General features: G+C 48.5%; 15 protein-coding genes. 9 read left to right on the top strand and 6 right to left on the bottom strand.

Going from position 1 to position 18,593, the window contains the following annotated elements:
- Nucleotides 1-71: 71 nt before the first annotated feature.
- Complete coding sequence (locus tag CFREI_RS02430; RefSeq protein ID WP_027012803.1) at nt 72-1,280, bottom strand: serine hydrolase domain-containing protein; 1,209 nt, start codon at nt 1,278-1,280, stop codon at nt 72-74.
- Between the two features lie 49 nt (nt 1,281-1,329).
- Complete coding sequence (locus CFREI_RS02425; RefSeq protein ID WP_027012802.1) at nt 1,330-2,106, bottom strand: DUF4261 domain-containing protein; 777 nt, start codon at nt 2,104-2,106, stop codon at nt 1,330-1,332.
- Between the two features lie 409 nt (nt 2,107-2,515).
- Here CFREI_RS02425 and CFREI_RS02420 point away from each other — a divergent pair, with 409 nt between their 5' ends.
- Complete coding sequence (locus tag CFREI_RS02420; RefSeq protein WP_027012800.1) at nt 2,516-4,726, top strand: NADP-dependent isocitrate dehydrogenase; 2,211 nt, start codon at nt 2,516-2,518, stop codon at nt 4,724-4,726.
- Between the two features lie 58 nt (nt 4,727-4,784).
- Here the strand turns inward: CFREI_RS02420 and CFREI_RS02415 are convergent, their stop codons facing one another.
- Nucleotides 4,785-5,375 (bottom strand): TetR/AcrR family transcriptional regulator, encoded by a 591-nt coding sequence (locus CFREI_RS02415; RefSeq protein WP_156907760.1) that lies wholly within the window; start codon nt 5,373-5,375, stop codon nt 4,785-4,787.
- 3 nt (nt 5,376-5,378) lie between these two features.
- On the opposite strand from CFREI_RS02415, the gene CFREI_RS02410 reads away from it, so the two are divergent.
- From CFREI_RS02410 to CFREI_RS02380, 7 genes are all read left to right on the top strand, one after another.
- Complete coding sequence (locus CFREI_RS02410) at nt 5,379-5,549, top strand: hypothetical protein (protein ID WP_169719154.1); 171 nt, start codon at nt 5,379-5,381, stop codon at nt 5,547-5,549.
- 47 nt (nt 5,550-5,596) lie between these two features.
- Nucleotides 5,597-6,463 carry a DUF418 domain-containing protein gene (locus tag CFREI_RS02405; protein WP_051255955.1) on the top strand — a complete coding sequence of 289 codons (867 nt, stop codon included), beginning with the start codon at nt 5,597-5,599 and terminating at the stop codon, nt 6,461-6,463.
- A 122-nt stretch (nt 6,464-6,585) separates the two neighbouring features.
- Nucleotides 6,586-7,047, top strand: coding sequence for a GyrI-like domain-containing protein (locus tag CFREI_RS02400; RefSeq protein ID WP_051255954.1), 462 nt, complete (start codon nt 6,586-6,588; stop codon nt 7,045-7,047).
- Between the two features lie 18 nt (nt 7,048-7,065).
- The gene (locus CFREI_RS02395) at nt 7,066-7,884 is read left to right on the top strand and encodes a MerR family transcriptional regulator (RefSeq protein ID WP_027012798.1); all 819 of its coding nucleotides are present in this window, start codon (nt 7,066-7,068) and stop codon (nt 7,882-7,884) included.
- Nucleotides 7,885-7,956: 72 nt separating this feature from the next.
- Complete coding sequence (locus CFREI_RS02390) at nt 7,957-8,715, top strand: SMI1/KNR4 family protein (RefSeq protein WP_027012797.1); 759 nt, start codon at nt 7,957-7,959, stop codon at nt 8,713-8,715.
- A gap of 273 nt (nt 8,716-8,988) precedes the next feature.
- Nucleotides 8,989-10,011 carry a TFIIB-type zinc ribbon-containing protein gene (locus CFREI_RS02385; protein WP_027012796.1) on the top strand — a complete coding sequence of 341 codons (1,023 nt, stop codon included), beginning with the start codon at nt 8,989-8,991 and terminating at the stop codon, nt 10,009-10,011.
- A gap of 32 nt (nt 10,012-10,043) precedes the next feature.
- A complete protein-coding gene (locus CFREI_RS02380; protein ID WP_027012795.1) occupies nt 10,044-11,462 on the top strand; it encodes a DUF6620 family protein in 1,419 nt (472 codons plus the stop codon).
- On the opposite strand, the gene CFREI_RS02375 is transcribed toward CFREI_RS02380, so the two are convergent.
- Together CFREI_RS02375 and CFREI_RS02370 are read right to left on the bottom strand one after the other, a co-directional pair.
- The gene (locus CFREI_RS02375; RefSeq protein ID WP_027012794.1) at nt 11,459-11,650 is read right to left on the bottom strand and encodes a YbdD/YjiX family protein; all 192 of its coding nucleotides are present in this window, start codon (nt 11,648-11,650) and stop codon (nt 11,459-11,461) included. The genes CFREI_RS02380 and CFREI_RS02375 overlap by 4 nt on opposite strands.
- On the bottom strand, nt 11,634-13,868 hold the full coding sequence (locus CFREI_RS02370; protein ID WP_035112057.1) for a carbon starvation CstA family protein: 2,235 nt from the start codon (nt 13,866-13,868) through the stop codon (nt 11,634-11,636). Before CFREI_RS02370 ends, CFREI_RS02375 begins: the two co-directional genes overlap by 17 nt.
- A gap of 277 nt (nt 13,869-14,145) precedes the next feature.
- On the opposite strand from CFREI_RS02370, the gene CFREI_RS02365 reads away from it, so the two are divergent.
- Nucleotides 14,146-14,853: a hypothetical protein gene (locus CFREI_RS02365; protein WP_027012792.1), complete on the top strand. Its 708-nt coding sequence runs from the start codon at nt 14,146-14,148 to the stop codon at nt 14,851-14,853.
- On the opposite strand, the gene CFREI_RS02360 is transcribed toward CFREI_RS02365, so the two are convergent.
- Nucleotides 14,850-18,578 (bottom strand): DUF5979 domain-containing protein, encoded by a 3,729-nt coding sequence (locus CFREI_RS02360; protein WP_156907759.1) that lies wholly within the window; start codon nt 18,576-18,578, stop codon nt 14,850-14,852. The genes CFREI_RS02365 and CFREI_RS02360 overlap by 4 nt on opposite strands.
- Nucleotides 18,579-18,593: the final 15 nt, after the last annotated feature.

Genomic DNA, 18,593 nt, shown 5'->3' with positions numbered 1-18,593 from the left:
CAGAAATCTCGGTCTGGCGCAATACAGGACGTCGTTGATAATTCACGGCTAGGTACGCTACCCCCTTATGCTTATCGACGCCGCTTCCTTACCGCACCCCACAGCAGTATTGCCGATCCACATCCCAACACACTCGCAAGATCTGGGACAAATCTACCTATCCATCGGAGCGGAGTCCGTACCACCATGCGTAGCGTGACCGGCACCACCACCGCCAAACCTGCACTCAACCAAGCTGGCATCCGTCGCGAAACAAATCCACAAAACACCAGGTAAAAGCCAAACCCGACTAAATTTCGTAGCCTTGCCTTTGCTACCTGATGCCCAACCGATGGGACACGATACTCCATGTTTCCAGAAGCCACAGCAGCAACAATGTGCTCGCCCACTTCTTCGATTGCAGGTGTGCCAACCAGAAAATCACCATAATTGGTGAGAATGATTACACCACGTTGCTGATCCGGCAAAACCGCAAACATTGTTGTAAATCCCGGCAGCTTCCCAGTATGGAACACAACCCGTTGTCCTGCCGGACTATTTCGAACTGCCCAACCCAAACCATATTTGGCCCGAGAGCCAAACGCTGGATCATGTTCGGCGCTAACAAGCTCGACTGACTCCCCTATAAAACGCTCAATATTGCATGTGCCATCCAAATACGCTTGGATATAGCGCGCGGCATCTCGTGCACTCATACAGACACCACCTGCGGCGTAGGAAATCCAGGGATCCGAATGGAAATCCGATGGCTCAAAGCTGGGTATTTGCCCACCAAAGAAATACGTATAGCTCGAGACACATTGGTTTATCTGTTCAATCCCCAAAGGTTCAAGTACTGCCTGATACACAACTGAGCGGAAAGGCTGTTTTGTTACTTGCTCAATAACCTGACCTAATAGGTAGTAATTTACGTTTGAATACCGGAATTTCCGGTCTGCGGCCAAGGAACCATCCGCCCGAATTCCACTGATGTGCTGCGCCAGGTTTTGCAGGGTAGTTCCTGGGAGCACTCGAGCATTTGGGATATAGCGTGCAACTTCATCATCGATCTTTACAAGACCTCGATCCACAAGCGAAAGCAGCACCCTAGACGTAAAAGATTTACTCAGTGACCCCAACCCTACAGGCGAATCAAGCCCCAAATCGCCGAGTGAAGCTTGCGCAAGAATCCCTTCAGGACCTACCACTAGCGCAACGGCACCAGGACCATTCGAACCGTTTGTACGAATAACTCCACGTAGTCTCTGATCCAAAACTGTTTGTAATGCAGAGGAATCCATACCTTCAACATACCACTGGTCAAACAGTATCTAGGGGAGTTTTTTGCGGTTACCGGATCGAAGCGAATTCTTCTTGCAATTGGATTACAGTAGTTTTGCCATCCACCGACGATGGCGCATACACCGCTTGAATACGTTCGGTTTCAGATTGCCCAACCGTATCGCCGTCTTGGATAATCAAACCGTTTTGGAGCAAATAACCAGCAAGGTTAACGGTGAATTCGTGAGTTTCTTTGGCTGTTCGCCGACTATGTGGAATTTCAATATCCATAAGACCCAAACGATCAAGCCCTTTGGTTAATGCGTGCAATTCACCAGAATCACGCTCCCAAATATTAAATGCCACCCATAAATATAATGGCGGCTCAGGGAGGATACTCATTGACATCTCTCGGAATAATGGTGGATAAATCAAGTGATTAGCCGCCGCCCAGTACACTGCAAAACTCTCTCGTGATACCCGAATGAGCGATGCCATAACTTTGGTTAAAAGTACGGTAGCGCTACGTTCATCGCCCACCTGGTCTTCCACCGCAACAATACAATTGGCCTGATAATTATCATTGAACGGCTGTTCGTTTGGCCAAAGAAGGCTTGTTTCACACAATTCACCTGAATCTTCAGCGAATGGCGCCGACACCGGAGTAACAATGACTTTTGCCCCACCATTTGCAAGTACAAATTGGTCTTCAGCTTTACCGGTTCGTTCCTGGGTGATAATAATATCTAGGTCTGGCCAGTCCCGTCGCATTTGCTCTTGTAGGTTTGCCGCTTGTAAATCTGATTCCGCACAATGCTGAAGTAATACCGCAAATGCAATAGACACTGTCAATTCCTCTCACTGTGTATTCGCCTTAAACACCCTGCGGAGAATCGACCTTAGCAGAAAAACAAACACCAAAACATGCAGCTAAACGAACAAAATTACTAACTGTGCACAATGTATTTATGGGAAAAATTAAAAGCACGGTAAAAACCGAAATACGAGATCTAGAAAATGGCAATTTTGATCGAAGTGCCGTAAGCGCATCCCTGGCGACATAGTTGGTTCTTTCCGGTTGCCAAATGGATTGCAGCAAATGCAAACAGCAAGCGTTTTCGCCACACACTGAAGCATGAAACTTACCTACGGCGGCTACCCCCTTGGGCGTCGATAAGCAGAAAAAGCTAGTTGATTCTGCCCTAAAAGGGGTACTCTGGTTAGCCGAATCGCAATCTTTTTTAAGGGAGCTCCATTGGCAAAGATTATCTATACCCGCACCGACGAAGCGCCATTGCTGGCCACTTTTTCCTTTAAGCCCGTTGTTGAGGCATTCGCCGCAACCGCTGGCATTGAGGTGGAAACTCGTGATATTTCGCTGGCAGGACGCATTCTCGCCCAATTCCCGGACTTCCTAAGCGCCGAACACCGCCAAGAAGACGCCCTGAGCGCACTTGGTGAGCTAGCAAAAACCCCGGAAGCTAATATCATTAAACTTCCGAACATTTCTGCGTCTGTTCCGCAATTGAAAGCCGCCATTGCCGAACTTCAAGGCCATGGATACGCTCTTCCGGATTACCCAGACAATCCAGAAACCGACAAGGAAAAAGATATTCGCGCGCGCTATGACGCCGTAAAGGGTTCCGCCGTAAACCCAGTGCTGCGTGAAGGCAATTCCGATCGCCGCGCCCCCATTGCGGTCAAAAACTTCGCAAAGAAAAACCCACACCGCATGGGTGTTTGGTCTTCCGACTCAAAGACCAATGTTGCAACGATGGATGCCAATGACTTCCGCCACAATGAGAAGTCCGTTATTATCCCGGCCGCCGATGAGCTCACCATCAAGCATATTGCCGCCGACGGCACCGAGACCGTCCTTAAGGATGGCCTGAAGGTACTAGCAGGCGAAGTAATTGACGGTACTTTTATGTCCGCCAAAGCACTTGACGCCTTTTTGAAAGCACAGGTAGCTCGCGCCAAGGAAGAAGGTGTGCTGTTCTCCACGCACCTCAAGGCCACTATGATGAAGGTCTCCGACCCAATTATCTTTGGCCATGTTGTGCGCGCATTCTTCGCAGACGTATTCGCCCAATACGGTGATGTGTTGGAAGCTCACGGCCTTACTGGAGAAAACGGCCTCGCCGCAATCTATACCGGCCTGGATTCCCTGGAAAATGGCTCCGAAATCAAAGCCGCATTTGAAAAAGTACTTGCAGAAGGACCAGCACTTGCCATGGTGAATTCCGATAAGGGAATTACCAATCTGCATGTTCCATCTGATGTGATCGTGGATGCTTCAATGCCAGCCATGATTCGCACATCTGGTCATATGTGGAATGCGGCCGGTGAAGAGCAAGACACCCTGGCTGTCATCCCAGACTCCTCCTATGCCGGCGTCTACCAAACCGTGATTGATGATTGCCGGGCACACGGTGCATTCGACCCATCAACAATGGGCACCGTGCCAAATGTTGGCCTTATGGCGCAAAAGGCAGAAGAATACGGCTCCCACGATAAAACCTTTAAAATTGCTGCAGACGGTAAGGTCCAGGTAGTTAATAGTGTTGGCGATGTTCTTATCGAACATGAAGTTGAAGCCGGCGATATTTGGCGCGCTTGCCAGACCAAAGACGCACCTATTCAAGATTGGGTAAAACTCGCCGTCACCCGTGCTCGCCTCTCCGGTATGCCAGCTATTTTCTGGCTCGACCCAGAACGTGCACACGACCGAAACCTGACCACACTAGTGGAGAAGTATCTTGCTGACCACGATACTTCCGGACTTGATATCACCATTAAGTCCCCGGTTGAGGCCACTCAGGTTTCTATCGATCGTATTCGCGAAGGCAAAGACACCATTTCGGTCACCGGCAATGTCTTGCGTGACTATAACACCGACCTGTTCCCGATTCTGGAACTCGGCACTTCCGCAAAGATGCTTTCGATCGTGCCACTCATGGCCGGCGGCGGCTTATTTGAAACCGGTGCCGGTGGTTCCGCGCCAAAACACGTTCAACAGGTCCAGGAGGAAAACCACCTGCGCTGGGATTCCCTTGGCGAGTTTTTGGCTTTGGCTGAGTCGCTACGCCATATTGCCAATACTGGTGGCACCGCAAAGGCTGCCGTACTTGCCGACGCCCTCGACGCTGCAACCGAACGTTTACTTGACGAGAATATGTCACCATCCCGCAAAGTTGGTGAGATTGATAACCGTGGCTCCCACTTCTTCCTTACCAAGGCTTGGGCTGAAGCACTAACAGCACAAACCGAAGATGCAGAGCTCGCAGCAACCTTCGCACCAATCGCGGAAGCACTGGTAGCAAAGTCTGATGAAATCAATGCAGAATTGCTGGCAGTTCAAGGTTCACCAGCTGACCTTGGTGGCTACTATCAACCAAGCGAAAAGGGCGAAAAAGTCATGCGCCCATCCGCAACCTTTAATGCAATTATTGACGGCATGAAGTAAACCGTTTAGAACGGTAACCGCCCGGGTATTCGAAGTACCCGGGCTTTTGCATTGTCTACTACGATTGTTTTCGTTGTTCGAATTGCTTTAATGCAGTATCGAGTATGCTGGCGGCGCGTTGCTCCGTCATACGCTCATTGTTTTCCGCTGCACGAGCAACCGCAATGCCATCTGCTAGAGCAAGTAGGTAGGCGGCGTCGTCACGCACAATCCCACAACCCGGAAATGCTTCGACCATAAGGGCAAAAATATATTCTTCTACATGCGCCCAGTTCTCACTATGTTCTGTACGCAATCCTTGATGAACACACGACCGCGCAGCAAAAACAGTCCAGATTATTGCGCCATCTCGAGCTTCGGAATCAACGGCGGAAATTGCATGAATAAATGCACGAAGGCGCTGTTTTGCATCTGGAATTTCCGCCAAGATTTCCTGCATTCGCGTAATAAATTCCGCATTAAGGCCTCTCATTGCCGCCAGCAGAAGGTCATCTTTCGTTCGATAGTGGTGCTGGACAGCACCAATGGAAACGCCAGCTTCCGAAGCAACATTGCGCACGCTAGTTTGCTCTGGCCCACGGGTGGCAATTAGCCGTACTACGGCCCTCAATATCGCATCATTACCCATACGAGTGTATGGTACACTCACACCATGGACAATACGATCGTATTGCGCATTGCGGCGCTCGACGTGGCGCGCGGCATAGCCATTCTGGGCACACTCTGGACAAATATCTGGCTTTTTACGAATGCCGACGGTTTGTTCGGCGCGGTCAACACATTAGAAACCCCCCACTACTCGAACGTTTTATCGCCTCACTGAGCCAAGGGAAATTTCTGGCTTTACTTTCACTGCTCTTTGGAATTGGTATGGCGATTCAATTCAACTCCACCCGCCAATGGCCCGGCCGATACTTACGCCGCATGCTTATTTTGCTTCTCGACGGCGCCCTCAACTACCTCTTTATTGCCGAGTTCGACGTACTTATGGGTTACGCAATCACCGGAATGGTAGTGTCCTACCTCCTTCTCACCCGCCCCCGAACCCGTTGGGTATTTATTGCGTGTTGCGGAATACTACACACGCTATTTATCAGCATAATCGCATATTTAAACTATATTCTGACTTACGAATATGAGTACGCACCCACTCCATATGCACATGGAAACTTTATAGAACTCGTAGTATTCCGAATTGAAAATATTGCATTTTTTCGCGCGGAATCAATACTCATTTTCCCATTAACCATCGCCCTCTTTCTCCTCGGCGATTGGCTATACCGTCAAGGCATATTCGATGCAGAAAACCACAGAATACGAAAAAACCTTATGATTCTTGGCGTCGTGGCTCTGCCCTTAGACCTTGCCTTAGGCCTCTCTGGCAACGATGCGGCAATTATTGCTGAAAGATACCTCATTGCTCCCGTTGTAGCTCTTGGGCTTCTGGGATTTATTATCGAATGCTGCCAGCGCTATGGAACCCAGACGCTGGCAGCAAGGCTACTTGCAAGTGTTGGCCGCACCGCACTTTCCTGTTATCTGCTACAAAACCTGCTTGGCGGAATGCTGTTTTACGGATGGGGGTTTGGCCTGGTCAACCACGTTGAATCTTGGCGCATAGCTGCCACAATGCTCGCATATATAGGCATAGCCACAACTATTACATTGTTTGCACACCTCTGGCTACAGAAGTTCCGTACTGGACCAATGGAGTGGTTATGGAAAAAAATTGGGTAATCTCCGGACAATATTTACCCCAAAACCCGACACACAATCGGGGGTAGGCACTGGAAACTGCCACGATGTCAGATTGTTAAGTGGACTTATACCATTTGGTTCCATTCAGGAGGCGACAGAACATGAGTACTATTTCCCAAGAAACTATGCCCGCATTCATTATCGCAAGTTTGCGTAAAATAATCCCCAACTACCATCATGAACGCACACTCTGGCAAGAAATTGAACAGCTGCTGCAACAATCCAATGCGAGCGTAAAAGCACACGGCATGGCTGGTGCAACATTTTACGATACAGATTTCAAACCAAGCAATGTGGATGTGGAAGTGTGGGTTGAGGTTACCGAACCTTTCGAAGCCCAACCACCGCTTAACTGCCAAAAAATCCCCGAGCGTCCCGTTCTGCGCGCGGTGCTTCACGGTGACTATTCGCTCATGCCTGCAATTGCCCGTGATGTAGATACATATATTGAGGAGCACAATCTCGCTATTGGCCCAATGTTTAATATTTATCGTGTAGGGCCGGCACAAAACCCCGACCCGAAAACTTGGGTAACTGAAATGTGTTTTCCCATTCTTCACTAGCAAAATAACGGAAATGCGATGGATGGCCTGCTAAAAATTGGAATGTTCTCGCGGCTTTCAAATATAAGTATTCGAATGCTGCGCTATTACCAAAATCACGGCATCTTAACACCTGCAAAAGTAGACGTTTTTAACGGACACAGGTTCTATCTCCCTGAACAGGTCGAGGATGCGCAATTGGTAGTGCAACTTCGTGATGCCGGATATGCTGTAGAAACCATCGCCGAAGTTTTAGCCAAGCGAGAAAATCCTGTAGTCGTGGCGCGTTTGCTCGAACAGCAACGGCACACCCTTAATAAGCAAAGAGACGAACTCCATGCTCGATTAGCAGCCCTAGATCGACTCACATGCCAGCTACAAGGACAAGCAACTATGACGGAGGTAGCCGAACGAGTAATTCCTGCAATGACCACAGCTAGTCTGCGTAAAATCATTGAAACCTACCATAATGAATACGTACTGTGGCAAGAGATAGAACCCTTACTCCAACAAGCAGACGTCACATTTCCAGCAGGCGGCATATCAGGGGCGATATTCCACGATCCGGAATATCGAGAATCTGATGTCGATGTCGAGGTTTGGATTCAAATCGCTCACGATTTTCCAACCAGTGGCGCCCTACAATGCACCCAGGTGCCTGAACAAAGGGTCGTAAGTGCGGTATTGCACGGAGATTATTCCCAAATGCCCACCGCCACTAGAGCGATTGGCACATACCTCGCCGAACGCAACCTTGAAACCGACAAAATGTTCAATATCTACCATATCAGCCCCGCTCAAACCTCAGACCCCAGTCGCTGGGTCACCGAAGTATGCTTCCCAATTATCCAGAGGTAGTACCCCTATGTACCAGGTACACTAAGGGCATTTCTTTCCACTAGAAAACCATAGTGAGGGGCATTCGGGCACATGCATGACCATAAGAAACGAATCCGCCGGGCCGAGTCGAATTTAGGGTGTAGATTACCTTCGGATTACCGAGATTTTCTTCTTGACAAATCGAATGCAGACACGAAAATCTGGGGGTTTTTCTATGGCGAACCACTTGTGCCCACTGACTGGTCGCAAGACTTTCCATTCACCCCCGAAAAGACTTTTGAAGCTTCTACCCCGGAGCTTTTTTGGAAACGCCAGGAAACAGTGAACTCCGAGGCCGAACTCGAGGCACTCCAAAAAGATTTATACGCCTATATTCGGCATGAATGGGAATTACCGGCCACCAGGGGGATTGCGTTTCTTGCCGATGAAGGCTGCATCGAGCACACCATATTGGTGTTACGGGGTGCCGCCGCTGGCCAAGTATGGATGTATAACATCAATACCGACTGTGCAATACTTCGCCCACGGTTACACCCGATAACATCCCAACCGTTGAGTTTTCAAGATTGGCTAGATCTGCAAGCGGATCCATTTCGCCTTTCCATTGCACGGCGTAAAGACCTGCCAGACATGATCACATTCCCGAAAATAAGTTCGGAAGGCAAACAGGCTATGCGTTATTGTATTGCCACAAATACATTGCGGGGCATGACGCTTAGCGACATCGCAAAGCTTAAACGTAATAATGATATTCCGGCTGATGCAGAGTTTTTGGACCCCCACTCACAGTCTTGGCACCCAGTCCGAAACGCCCAGGTTTTCTCATGGGCACAGGGACGATTAACCTAAACTCATATTGTGCTACTGATCGCTTTTCCGCGAGCATTACCTATGTGGTCTTAACTAAATAAATTGTGAATTTCTGAGATAAGACGCGCATAATTATTAGGGTTTGATTACGTGAATTCTCTCCGGTTTTAGGAATGGTTAGAGGCCAGACATTACCTCTGTTATTCCTGGGCCGCTATCTCAGCAGAAGCTCACTATGGTAGATGGTGAATATTAGTGATCAAGTCATGTATGGAATTTAGTATCCGTAGTAGCCCCGGAAGGGAGTTTTAAATGAGCCATAATCTTGATCAGATCATTGAATTGCGTGATCGTCTTGAAGTATTCCTGGGCAAGTTAAAGGAACGTGCGGTTGAAATTACTGCTGAGGCAAAAACAGTCACGCCGGAGCCTAGTTCCCAGGATCAGGCTGAAATTGATCGTCAATATGCCACGTTCGAAACCGCTTTACGCAAGCAAATGCAAGATATTACCGAACGCGGAGAAAATATTTTTCAAGAACGATTTGAAGCATTCGCTAATGACAAAGACCCGCAGATTCGAAAAATTTACCTTCAAGCAGAATCTGACGTGGAAGAGTTCGAAAAAGAAATACGTGCGCTTACAGATGATGTCTTTGCGCCATCAACTAATAGTGAAGCAGAGCGACATTTCAAGCAGGCTATCGCAGATTGGAAAGAAGCGGAGGCCAAATTCAAGTGCAAATCATGTGGCGCCCCAGTGGCTATTCCCGAATTGTATTATCAAGCGAAATATCTGCGGTGCTCTGTGTGCGGTACACAGACTTTGTTTACGCCTACTACAAATATGCAAGTTGCCCCACAATGGGCAGAAGCTCTAGCTGATAGTAGAACCGCCACATTAAAAGCCGAACTCGACCGAATTGCAAAAGCCCCGACCACATGGCCTGGGCAACTTATTGTTGCACGCATCAAATATGCCTTAACACGACACCGGCATCTTATTGAATTGCTCCCTGGGTATGCCCCCACCCAGGTGGATTCTTTGCGCCGCGCCGTGTTTATGGAAGCCCATAGCAAGAAACACTCGAGTATTGAACCCGCAGGCCTGCGCAAAACAGATACAACCTACTACAATGTGATGGGTAGTTTAGGGGACACTTTAAAGGATTTCCGCGCTCAAAACGATACTGTTTTTGTGGGAATCGTTACTGGTATTGTCCATGATTTAACCCGTCCTGGTTGTGAGGTAGCCGCTTCTGTTCTAGATAATTCTTTCACCCACAAGTTGTGGGCTAAGTACTCACGGATAGCTCGCCAACAGCCAGAGGTATAAATTCATGCAACGCAAAGGAAAAGGGAACACACGTGTTCGGAAAATTTTTTCGGAAGCTCCTAGGCTCTGAGTCCACACCAGAGCAAAGTAGCAACTTTGCATCAAGCAATGTTTTTTACCCCCACCCCGATTCACTCAACACCGGTATTCCCAATCCTGACGGAGCAACCTCCGGTTTTCGACCCGACGACACACCATTTATCGCCCACCCATTCCAAATACCAGTTCAAGATTCCGATTTTTTCCGACCAGAGATCACCCCATTTCTCACTAAACCTTCAAACGATCAATCACCAGAAGCTCTTGCTCACGCCGAGCAATGGTTTAGTCTCTGGGAACAAATCCTCAATCCACACGTTGATGCCGTCTTCTATGCAGATATTGGAGACCAAATACACGCGCACCAACAATTCGAAGCTTGGACAAAGCACATTGAAACTACCTGCCCTAAACTTTCACACTCCAGTGATTTTCTTGGCGGTAGGACTCTTTCGCTTGGGAATATTCAACTCTACGAAGTACTAGACCAATACCGCCAAGGCATAGAAGCTTACGTTCACCAAAACCTGGATATAGACCAGCGCCGGGAGCGAGCTATTGATCTCGCACATATTGCAATTCGGTTTTATTGTTTACGCAATTTACTCTTCGGCACTTTTTTACAAACACCCACCGAAACGCACCAGCCGACACTGCCTGTGTCTAAAGCCCTGGAAGCTTCTGTAGCCCCAGACGCCCCCGCACATGTTGAGACATCTGCTGAACAACCCAAGACTGATACCACCCCGGAATCCGCCCCAGACGCAGCACCAAAACCCATTGAGGCTCCAAAACCCACTGAGACTCCAGAACCCATTGAGGTTGTAGAACCATCTCCAGAGATTTCTCAGCCCCCCGTTCAGCCTAAAGAACGTAAAACTCAAAAAACCAAGCGAATCCCAGCAACCCCATATGAATTATCTCCCGTGGAGGGAGTTACGCTGCATGACTATGTTGCAGCGTCGGGAAAAATTCATAGTGGTGCGCCAGTTTCAGATATTTTGACAGTCTTGGGGATTAGCCGTAAACAGTGGGATGAGGCCGCAATGGAATGGCAACAACGCATTGAGGTATTCCCCGAAACCGTTGGAAAAAATTACAACTCGTTTATTTCCCAACCACACCCGCTTTTTCCTGCCGAACCTTCTCCCGATAATTCCAAGCGCTTAATTTCCGATCGGGATTTTTATATTGAGGTAGCTGCGGCAGTAAATGCTGCCACCGAGGTTGGTATTGATGCTGGTGACTTTATTGAAGAGTGTTACGGCGTATCACTTTCTGAGGCAACAGCTGCGGGAGTCACTTGGATGTCTGATGTATCTCAAGTGCATGAAATTATTACCCGAGTGCAAGCCAGGCAAGCCGAATTAGTTTCAGAAATGCCTGGCGTTGCAGATGATATTGAGTTCTAGCAGCACCTTCCTTTTGGGTTCATTTCTTGATCGGCCCAACGCATGCGCCAGTATTCACGCTCGGTTGGAATGTCCGCGCAGGGATGTTTGTGTTGTAAGTAAGCGACGTACTTTTCATAGTCACGCTCCCCTAACACATCACCCATATATCGCCAGCAAGCTAGAAGTGCTTTACTGATGCTGCGCATTCCACTCCTTAAGCAGTTCTTTTTCTGCCGCAGTAGCCATTAACCCACTGGGCGCAAAAAGCGCTGAGGGTTGGAATGGTTCTTCCGTGGTTTCATTTTGACCACGGATTGCCTTTATGCAGGCAGCTATGGCAGCACCAAGAACAATCAGTACAAGGACTGCGAAGAGTACGGACAGTGACCCCTGTATTGCGGTATTGCGGATCACGGCGTCGATAGCCTCTGGTGATTTGGCGCTACCAAACTCAGTAAGCCCTTGGGCGGCGGCGTCTTTAAAGCGGTAATGCTGCGCCCAATACCCAATTGCGGGATTATCGGAGAACACCTTTTGCCATGATGCAGTCATGGTCACTACAACATCCCACACAAGCGGCACTCCTGGTATCCATGCCCACTTGTAATACCCTTTCTTCACCACAACAACAAGCACTAGCGAAAGTGCGATTGCGGCAAGGAGCTGATTGGCAATACCAAAAAGCGGGAACAGTACGTTAATACCACCGAGCGGATCAGTAACACCCATAAGCAGAATTGCACCCCATAGTGAGCACACTGCGATTGTGGAAACCCAGTTGCCAACAGTCCATGTTGGGTCTTTAAACCGTCCAAGGCCTGGGACATTCGCCAGGGTATCTGTCATCATAAAGCGTGCCACACGAGTGCCTGCATCTACGGTAGTTAAGATAAATAATGCTTCAAACATAATGGCAAAGTGATACCAAAATGCCTGCATTTCTGGATGCCCAAAGATATTAGTAAGTACTTCGGACATACCGAATGCGAGTGTCGGTGCGCCACCCGTCCGAGATACCACCGTATGTTCCCCTACTGCGGCGGCGGCTTCGGATAATTGTGCAGCTGTAATATCCGCACCTGGCAGCCCAAGGGAATTTACAAATTCCGCGGCTTGTTGCTCATTTCTTCCGGTTTTCGCCGTTGGTGAATTCATTGCAAAATACACATGGCGATCAAGAATAACAGCAGTAATCAGAGCCATAATTGCCACAAATGATTCCAAAAGCATGCCGCCATAACCAATGGTGCGCATCTGCGATTCTTTTTCTACAAGTTTCGGTGTTGTACCCGAAGAGATAAGCGCATGGAATCCTGAAAGTGCACCGCATGCAATGGTAATAAAGAGAAATGGGAAGAGGTTTCCGGCAAATACCGGGCCATTTCCTTCCAAAGCAAAAGAGGTTACCGCTGGCATATGCACTTCTGGCCGGTCGATAAGAATACCTACTGCCAATAATGCAATTACGCCGACTTTCATAAACGTTGAAAGATAATCTCGGGGCGCCAATAAAAGCCACACAGGCAGAATCGCTGCGACCACGCCGTAACCAATCAGCACCCATGCAAGCGTAACTTTCGACCAAGTGAACATTTCGACGCCCCATTGGGTGTCAGCAACCCATCCTCCAGCGATTATTGAAAGCAGGAGAAGCAAAACACCAATAAGTGAAACTTCACTGACCCGCCCTGGGCGAAGATAGCGCAAATATATGCCCATAAATAGTGCGATAGGCACGGTCATTGAAATAGAGAATACGCCCCAAGGGCTTTCTGCTAGAGCATTCACTACCACCAGTGCAAGCACCGCGATAATAATAAGCATGATTGTGATTACCGCAATAATGCCTGCTACACCACCTACGGCACCCATTTCATCGCGAATCATTTGCCCTAGGGAACGTCCTTTTCTGCGGGTGGATACCCACAGTACAAGGTAATCTTGCACCGCCCCGGCGAAAATCACACCAATAACAATCCATAACGTACCGGGAAGGTACCCCATTTGAGCGGACATAACCGGACCTACCAATGGGCCAGCACCAGCAATGGCTGCAAAATGGTGGCCAAAAAGTACTCGACGGTCCGTGGGCATAAAGTCTTTGCCGTCATTTGCATACTCTGCCGGTGTTGCTCGGTCATCACGAGGCCGAACTATTTTGTATTCAATAAGACGCGCATAGAAGGTAAAACCGATAATGTAGGATCCCACTGCCGCGAACACCAGCCATACAGCATTTACGGTTTCCCCACGAGCAGTGGCAATAATCCCCCAGCCCAAAGCGGCGACGATCGCCACAATAAGTAAGGCAATTTTCTTACCTATAGTCATGGTTGCGCTGGGCCGTATGCCTACCGGCAATTCGGATGCCTTCGAATACACATACTCCGGTTTTGACACTGGTTCTGCATCTTTTGTCAGCATGACATCGTGTCCTTTCCTCAAGGTTCAACAATGAAATAGTCCAAATAATGGACTAAATCGCTGCAAAGAATTGAATAGGTATACGCAACTTACATTACGCCCAATTTAAATATTTTGGCGATTTCAATACACTCATTTGTTATTAATTTGCTAGAAAATATTTAATTAACAGAAATATTACTAAAACAACGAGTAATCGTGCATTTGTTTACCTGGTATTACTTCAAAACGGTCGCAACAGAAGTGCATTTACAAAAGTTCTTGTACCCTCGTCCATATGAATCGCTTCATTGCTTCTATTGTTGCCACCATTGGTTGCTCTGCTCTTCTACTCCCCTCACAATTAGCTGGAGCAACCCCATCCACACCGAGTATTCATGTTTCGGTAAACAACGAGCAATGCATAATTAGCCCAGAAGACCAAGATAAACTTTTGAAATTTTGGGATGGTATTGAATCTTCCGCACGGGAGCAGCGTGTGGCGGAACTAGATAAAGAAATCGCTGGTTTTGCCGAAGAACTACGTCGTTATGATGAAGAGCAGGCACCGATTGCAGGTGAACTACAGGCCAAACTTACCGCGGCAGGCGTGCCGGAATCACTAGCGGAGCTTTCCTCACAGAATTCGGGTTTTACCCAAAATCCAGATTTTCAAACTAGCTATTCATATGAACAAACACTGGCAGCAGCGGAAGCAATTAGCAATGACCCCGCTGCCAGCGCCCTTGAAAAACTCGAGGCTAATCGACACTCCCGGCTTGATGAACTTCGTATTCAAAAGCTCAGCCAAGAAGACCAACGCAAACAATATAACGCTTTGCAATCAGCATTAAAGTCTTCTTTGGAATCTTGTGCCAATGAAATAGCACCACCACCGACATGGCCTTGGTATGTCGGTGGTGGTGCTCTCATTGTGGCGCTTATTGCAGCTCGAGCTTGGTGGAATTCACGAAAGCCGAATCGTCATTCCAGGGCAACCGGCTAGTTACGTCGGCGCCACCATAGGGTTGTGGCAGCAATACTTGCTATAGCTACGAGAATGTAGACCCAGTGCAGTGGGTATTGCTTGGGTTGAATATTCGCTGCAGGTTGGATTTTTTCGGGGTCGGGGGGCGTCGATACGCGTGGGGCAGCTTCCACTGGTTTGCCCATAACCAAGGGCGCAAGCGGAACCGCAAGCCACCATGCGGGAGGGTTCGCCATATTGGTAACCGTAAGTTTGACGCCTTGTTCGGATATGTCTCGGGGTTGCACATATAGGGTGACATTGCCATCACCGTGATTGGTCAATGCATCCTGCGGATCGCTCAAATAGCTTGGGACTCCCCAGTGCACAATTGGGTTCTTTTCTGGCAGTACTTCTTGGATGGAAACCGGGGTCCCAACTGGAAGTGGCGGCAATTCCTTATAGGTTTCACCATTGCGAACATTGAACTCCTCAACGTATTCTTGCCCGTTTTCCTTCCAAGATGCTTCGAAGGTATACGTATTGTCCTTATCAATAATGTCGCTCGCAATTCCGTCAAGGGCTGTTGCAATCTGCACTTTGCCCAATTCGGTGTATACATTACGCAGCGTGGTTTCTGACGTACCTCCCTTAGCGGTGATTTTTGCAGCAACAACCTCGACAGTGGATTCTGCATCTTCGAACCGAAGTTGATCAGTTTCCAATACATCTGGTTCTTCACTCACCGTGCATTCTGCGCCCACATGAATGTCCTTGATATCCATACTTTCTCCCGGAGGAAGGGTTTGGATACCTTCAGCTACAAGGACATCATTAGATACGCATGAATAACTCACTCGGATTTTATGGTCCTTTACTTGTGGCGCATTCGCCCCGGAACCTGCGACCGCATTATTGATGCGCAGCGTGCCACGCCAATCATCGTATTTGCGTACTGCCTGCATTTGGGGGTTTTTATTGCGCTCAAGCACCAGCACACTATTAAAACCTGAGTTCGCCAAATCTCCACTGGGGTGACCGGTGTCATGCTGAGTTACGGTGCACACTGATCCTTCCGGAATGCTTTCCGACGTCGCGGAATCACCCGCACCAATAGCGCCAATAATGCCGGACACCGCGCCTAATTCTGGTTTATCCTCTGGAGGTTTGCACTCATATTCAAAGGCGTATGTACCACCAACGGTTGATGCTTTTGGATCCTCAAGTTTCATGGTGATGGCAAGATCACCTTTTCCTCGAGCATATGCGTGCGTGACCTCTACCTGTGGAGTGTTTCCTTTAGCAATCTGCACTGGTGAACCGATGTCCGTAACCAGTGTAGAACCCGCAGATTGCGGATCCTCACCTCGTACGAAGCAGCGATACCCGGTTGGAATAGGTTCAGATTCCTTGGATTGCCCGTCAGCAACCCCAGTAATCTTGCCTTCAATTGGAGCACCGTCGGATTTCGTACAGGTATATGCAAAATCAAAGACCTCTGGGACACGGCCTTTATTCCCCACAGTGACTACTTTATTTCGTACTGTAAACGTCCCCATTTCCGGCGCATAAACATGGTGAAATTCAACTGGAACAAATGGCTCCTGAGCTTTACCAATTGTCACTTCTTTACGCTTCTCCATGGGGTCTGAAACAACATCAAACCCAGGAACCTCAGCAGACGTGACATCCAGTTCCACTTTGCATTTGGTTCCCACCGGAAATTCTGGCGAATCCACAGTCTGTCCTGGTAGTGCCTCCAGTTCTCCACGCGCAGCACCACATTCATAGCGGTACATCAATGGACGAGTTAAAGCATCCGTTCCTTCAATATGATTCACAATTTGAAAGCGTGATACCTGCGGCACATAGGTATTGAGCAATTGCACAGTTGCTACCGGAGTTGAGGCACCTGAGCCGACAGGCACCACAATATCGGTTTTATCCAAATGCGCTACAAGATTTTGATCAGGTAAAGCAGCGGCTTCCTCATCTGTTCCATGAATAGTGCACTTAGTTCCCGCAAGAAACTCCGGCGACTCCGCAATGCTTCCATCACCTAATACTTTGAGTTCACCTGGCCCCTGCACACTGCCATCATTACTGGGCTTATCGCATTCGTAGCGCAGTGTGTACTCGGCTTGCGGATCAACACCCGCAGGTTTCGGATCAGCCACACGCGCTTGCGCCGCAAACGTTCCGGATTTCGGAGGCGCCTGGTACACGCTACCAAAGCGCAGCGCCTTTACCTCCCCAGCTTCAATCACAATTGTGCGCGGGTTTTCACCTACATCGAGTTTAAACCCGTCTATTTGAACACTTTCCGCATCTTGCGTTACTACACAAGTAGTGCCATGCCGGAATTTCGGCGACTCTTTGGAAGTTCTCCGAGCATTTGCCGTAAGTGTGCCCGTAGTACCTTCACAATCAAAGTCGAAACGAAATTCTTTCTCCTCTGCTTTGCCAGCATCGCCCACCACAGCGTTATCAATGCGGAACATACCCATTGTTGCCGTAGCACCAGAACCATCTGTTGGCTGTGTAAAGATCTCAGCTTGCTCATCAGACTGAATGGTCAAACCGTTCAAATCAAGAGTATTTCTGGCTATAGCTTTTTCTTCCGCACCATGTTCTGGAAGGTTTTCAGCAGGCACAAATGTATAGAACACAATGCGATATGCTGCACCCTTTACCAATGGTGACATTTTCACCTTAAATTCAGTGGGAAGTTTCTCATGCCATTGTTCTTCCTGGATCCCTCCCTCCACTTTTATGCCCTCAACAATGCGTCCAGGGCGTTCCATGACTTCATTACCGCGAATAGTGGCCACCAAGTCGGCACAGTCAATACCTTGCTCCATGGCTGCAGCACAGCCATGTTCGCTAGCATCCCAAACACCGCGCTCCAACGCTCCACCATCACGCCGTAAGATTTCGATTTCCATATCAGGAGCTAAGTATTGCGGCACAGTCCAACCACCCCACGCATCAGATTTCACTTCTTGCAATTTGTCATGCAATGTCAGTGATTGCGCGAGATCAAAGTTCTCTGCCGGAACATCAACAACCCACTGAAGCCGCACATAAGATTCGCCATCATATTCGACTTCTCGGAAACTATGCAACGATTGTGTAATCGGGCCCGAACGAGCATTTTCATTTGGGGCCAATTGCAAATGAGTATCCTCTGAAGGTGGTTCCACTTTATCGCTGGTCGAACCAACTACAAGATTGAATACATTTGTTTCTTTTGCTCCCCAGTAAATTGGATTAGTGCCGTTATTTTCTAACGCAATCATCCCAAGCACAAAATGCCCGCTGAGTTCTTTATCCTTATCTTTTTCATTCTTTACTTTATCCGTAAAGGTACATACCACTTCCTTTTCTGCTTTAGTCCACGAACATGTTGTGTAGTCACCGGCTTTTAAATCCGTATGATCCTGGGTGGGCCGCAACCATTCTGGAAGTTGAACAGTCATCGTGTCACCTGGATTCGGGCGAGGATCACCCTTCGGAACGACCCAGGTAAATGTTGATTGAAGTTCTTCGCCATGACGCAGCGGCGACTGCACATAGCTTTCACTTTCAACATCCACCTTATTGCGTTTGATACTCAGCTCCTGACCGTATTTTTCGGCGTGATCGACGGTCTCTGCATAGGCGACCACAAGAGAGCTACTTCCAAGTATCAAGACGAGTACTGCTATAAGGACCCAAAATACGCGCAAGCTAGTTTTGCGCTGAATGGGATGCATCCTTGACATCTGGACTACTTTCTC

The organism is Corynebacterium freiburgense, assembly GCF_030408815.1.
In the GTDB taxonomy this organism is placed as follows: Bacteria; Actinomycetota; Actinomycetes; order Mycobacteriales; family Mycobacteriaceae; genus Corynebacterium; species Corynebacterium freiburgense.
Note: the sequence above shows the minus strand (reverse complement) of the source record. Positions and strands in the feature narration are given on the sequence as shown.

Coding starts and splice junctions, on each gene's coding strand:
- CFREI_RS02395 (WP_027012798.1), top strand. CDS start 7,066: ATGGATGGCCTGCTAAAAATTGGAATGTTCTCGCGGCTTTCAAATATA.
- CFREI_RS02370 (WP_035112057.1), bottom strand. CDS start 13,868: ATGCTGACAAAAGATGCAGAACCAGTGTCAAAACCGGAGTATGTGTAT.
- CFREI_RS02400 (WP_051255954.1), top strand. CDS start 6,586: ATGAGTACTATTTCCCAAGAAACTATGCCCGCATTCATTATCGCAAGT.
- CFREI_RS02365 (WP_027012792.1), top strand. CDS start 14,146: ATGAATCGCTTCATTGCTTCTATTGTTGCCACCATTGGTTGCTCTGCT.
- CFREI_RS02410 (WP_169719154.1), top strand. CDS start 5,379: ATGGACAATACGATCGTATTGCGCATTGCGGCGCTCGACGTGGCGCGC.
- CFREI_RS02430 (WP_027012803.1), bottom strand. CDS start 1,280: ATGGATTCCTCTGCATTACAAACAGTTTTGGATCAGAGACTACGTGGA.
- CFREI_RS02375 (WP_027012794.1), bottom strand. CDS start 11,650: ATGCGCAGCATCAGTAAAGCACTTCTAGCTTGCTGGCGATATATGGGT.
- CFREI_RS02405 (WP_051255955.1), top strand. CDS start 5,597: ATGGCGATTCAATTCAACTCCACCCGCCAATGGCCCGGCCGATACTTA.
- CFREI_RS02385 (WP_027012796.1), top strand. CDS start 8,989: ATGAGCCATAATCTTGATCAGATCATTGAATTGCGTGATCGTCTTGAA.
- CFREI_RS02360 (WP_156907759.1), bottom strand. CDS start 18,578: ATGTCAAGGATGCATCCCATTCAGCGCAAAACTAGCTTGCGCGTATTT.
- CFREI_RS02390 (WP_027012797.1), top strand. CDS start 7,957: ATGCATGACCATAAGAAACGAATCCGCCGGGCCGAGTCGAATTTAGGG.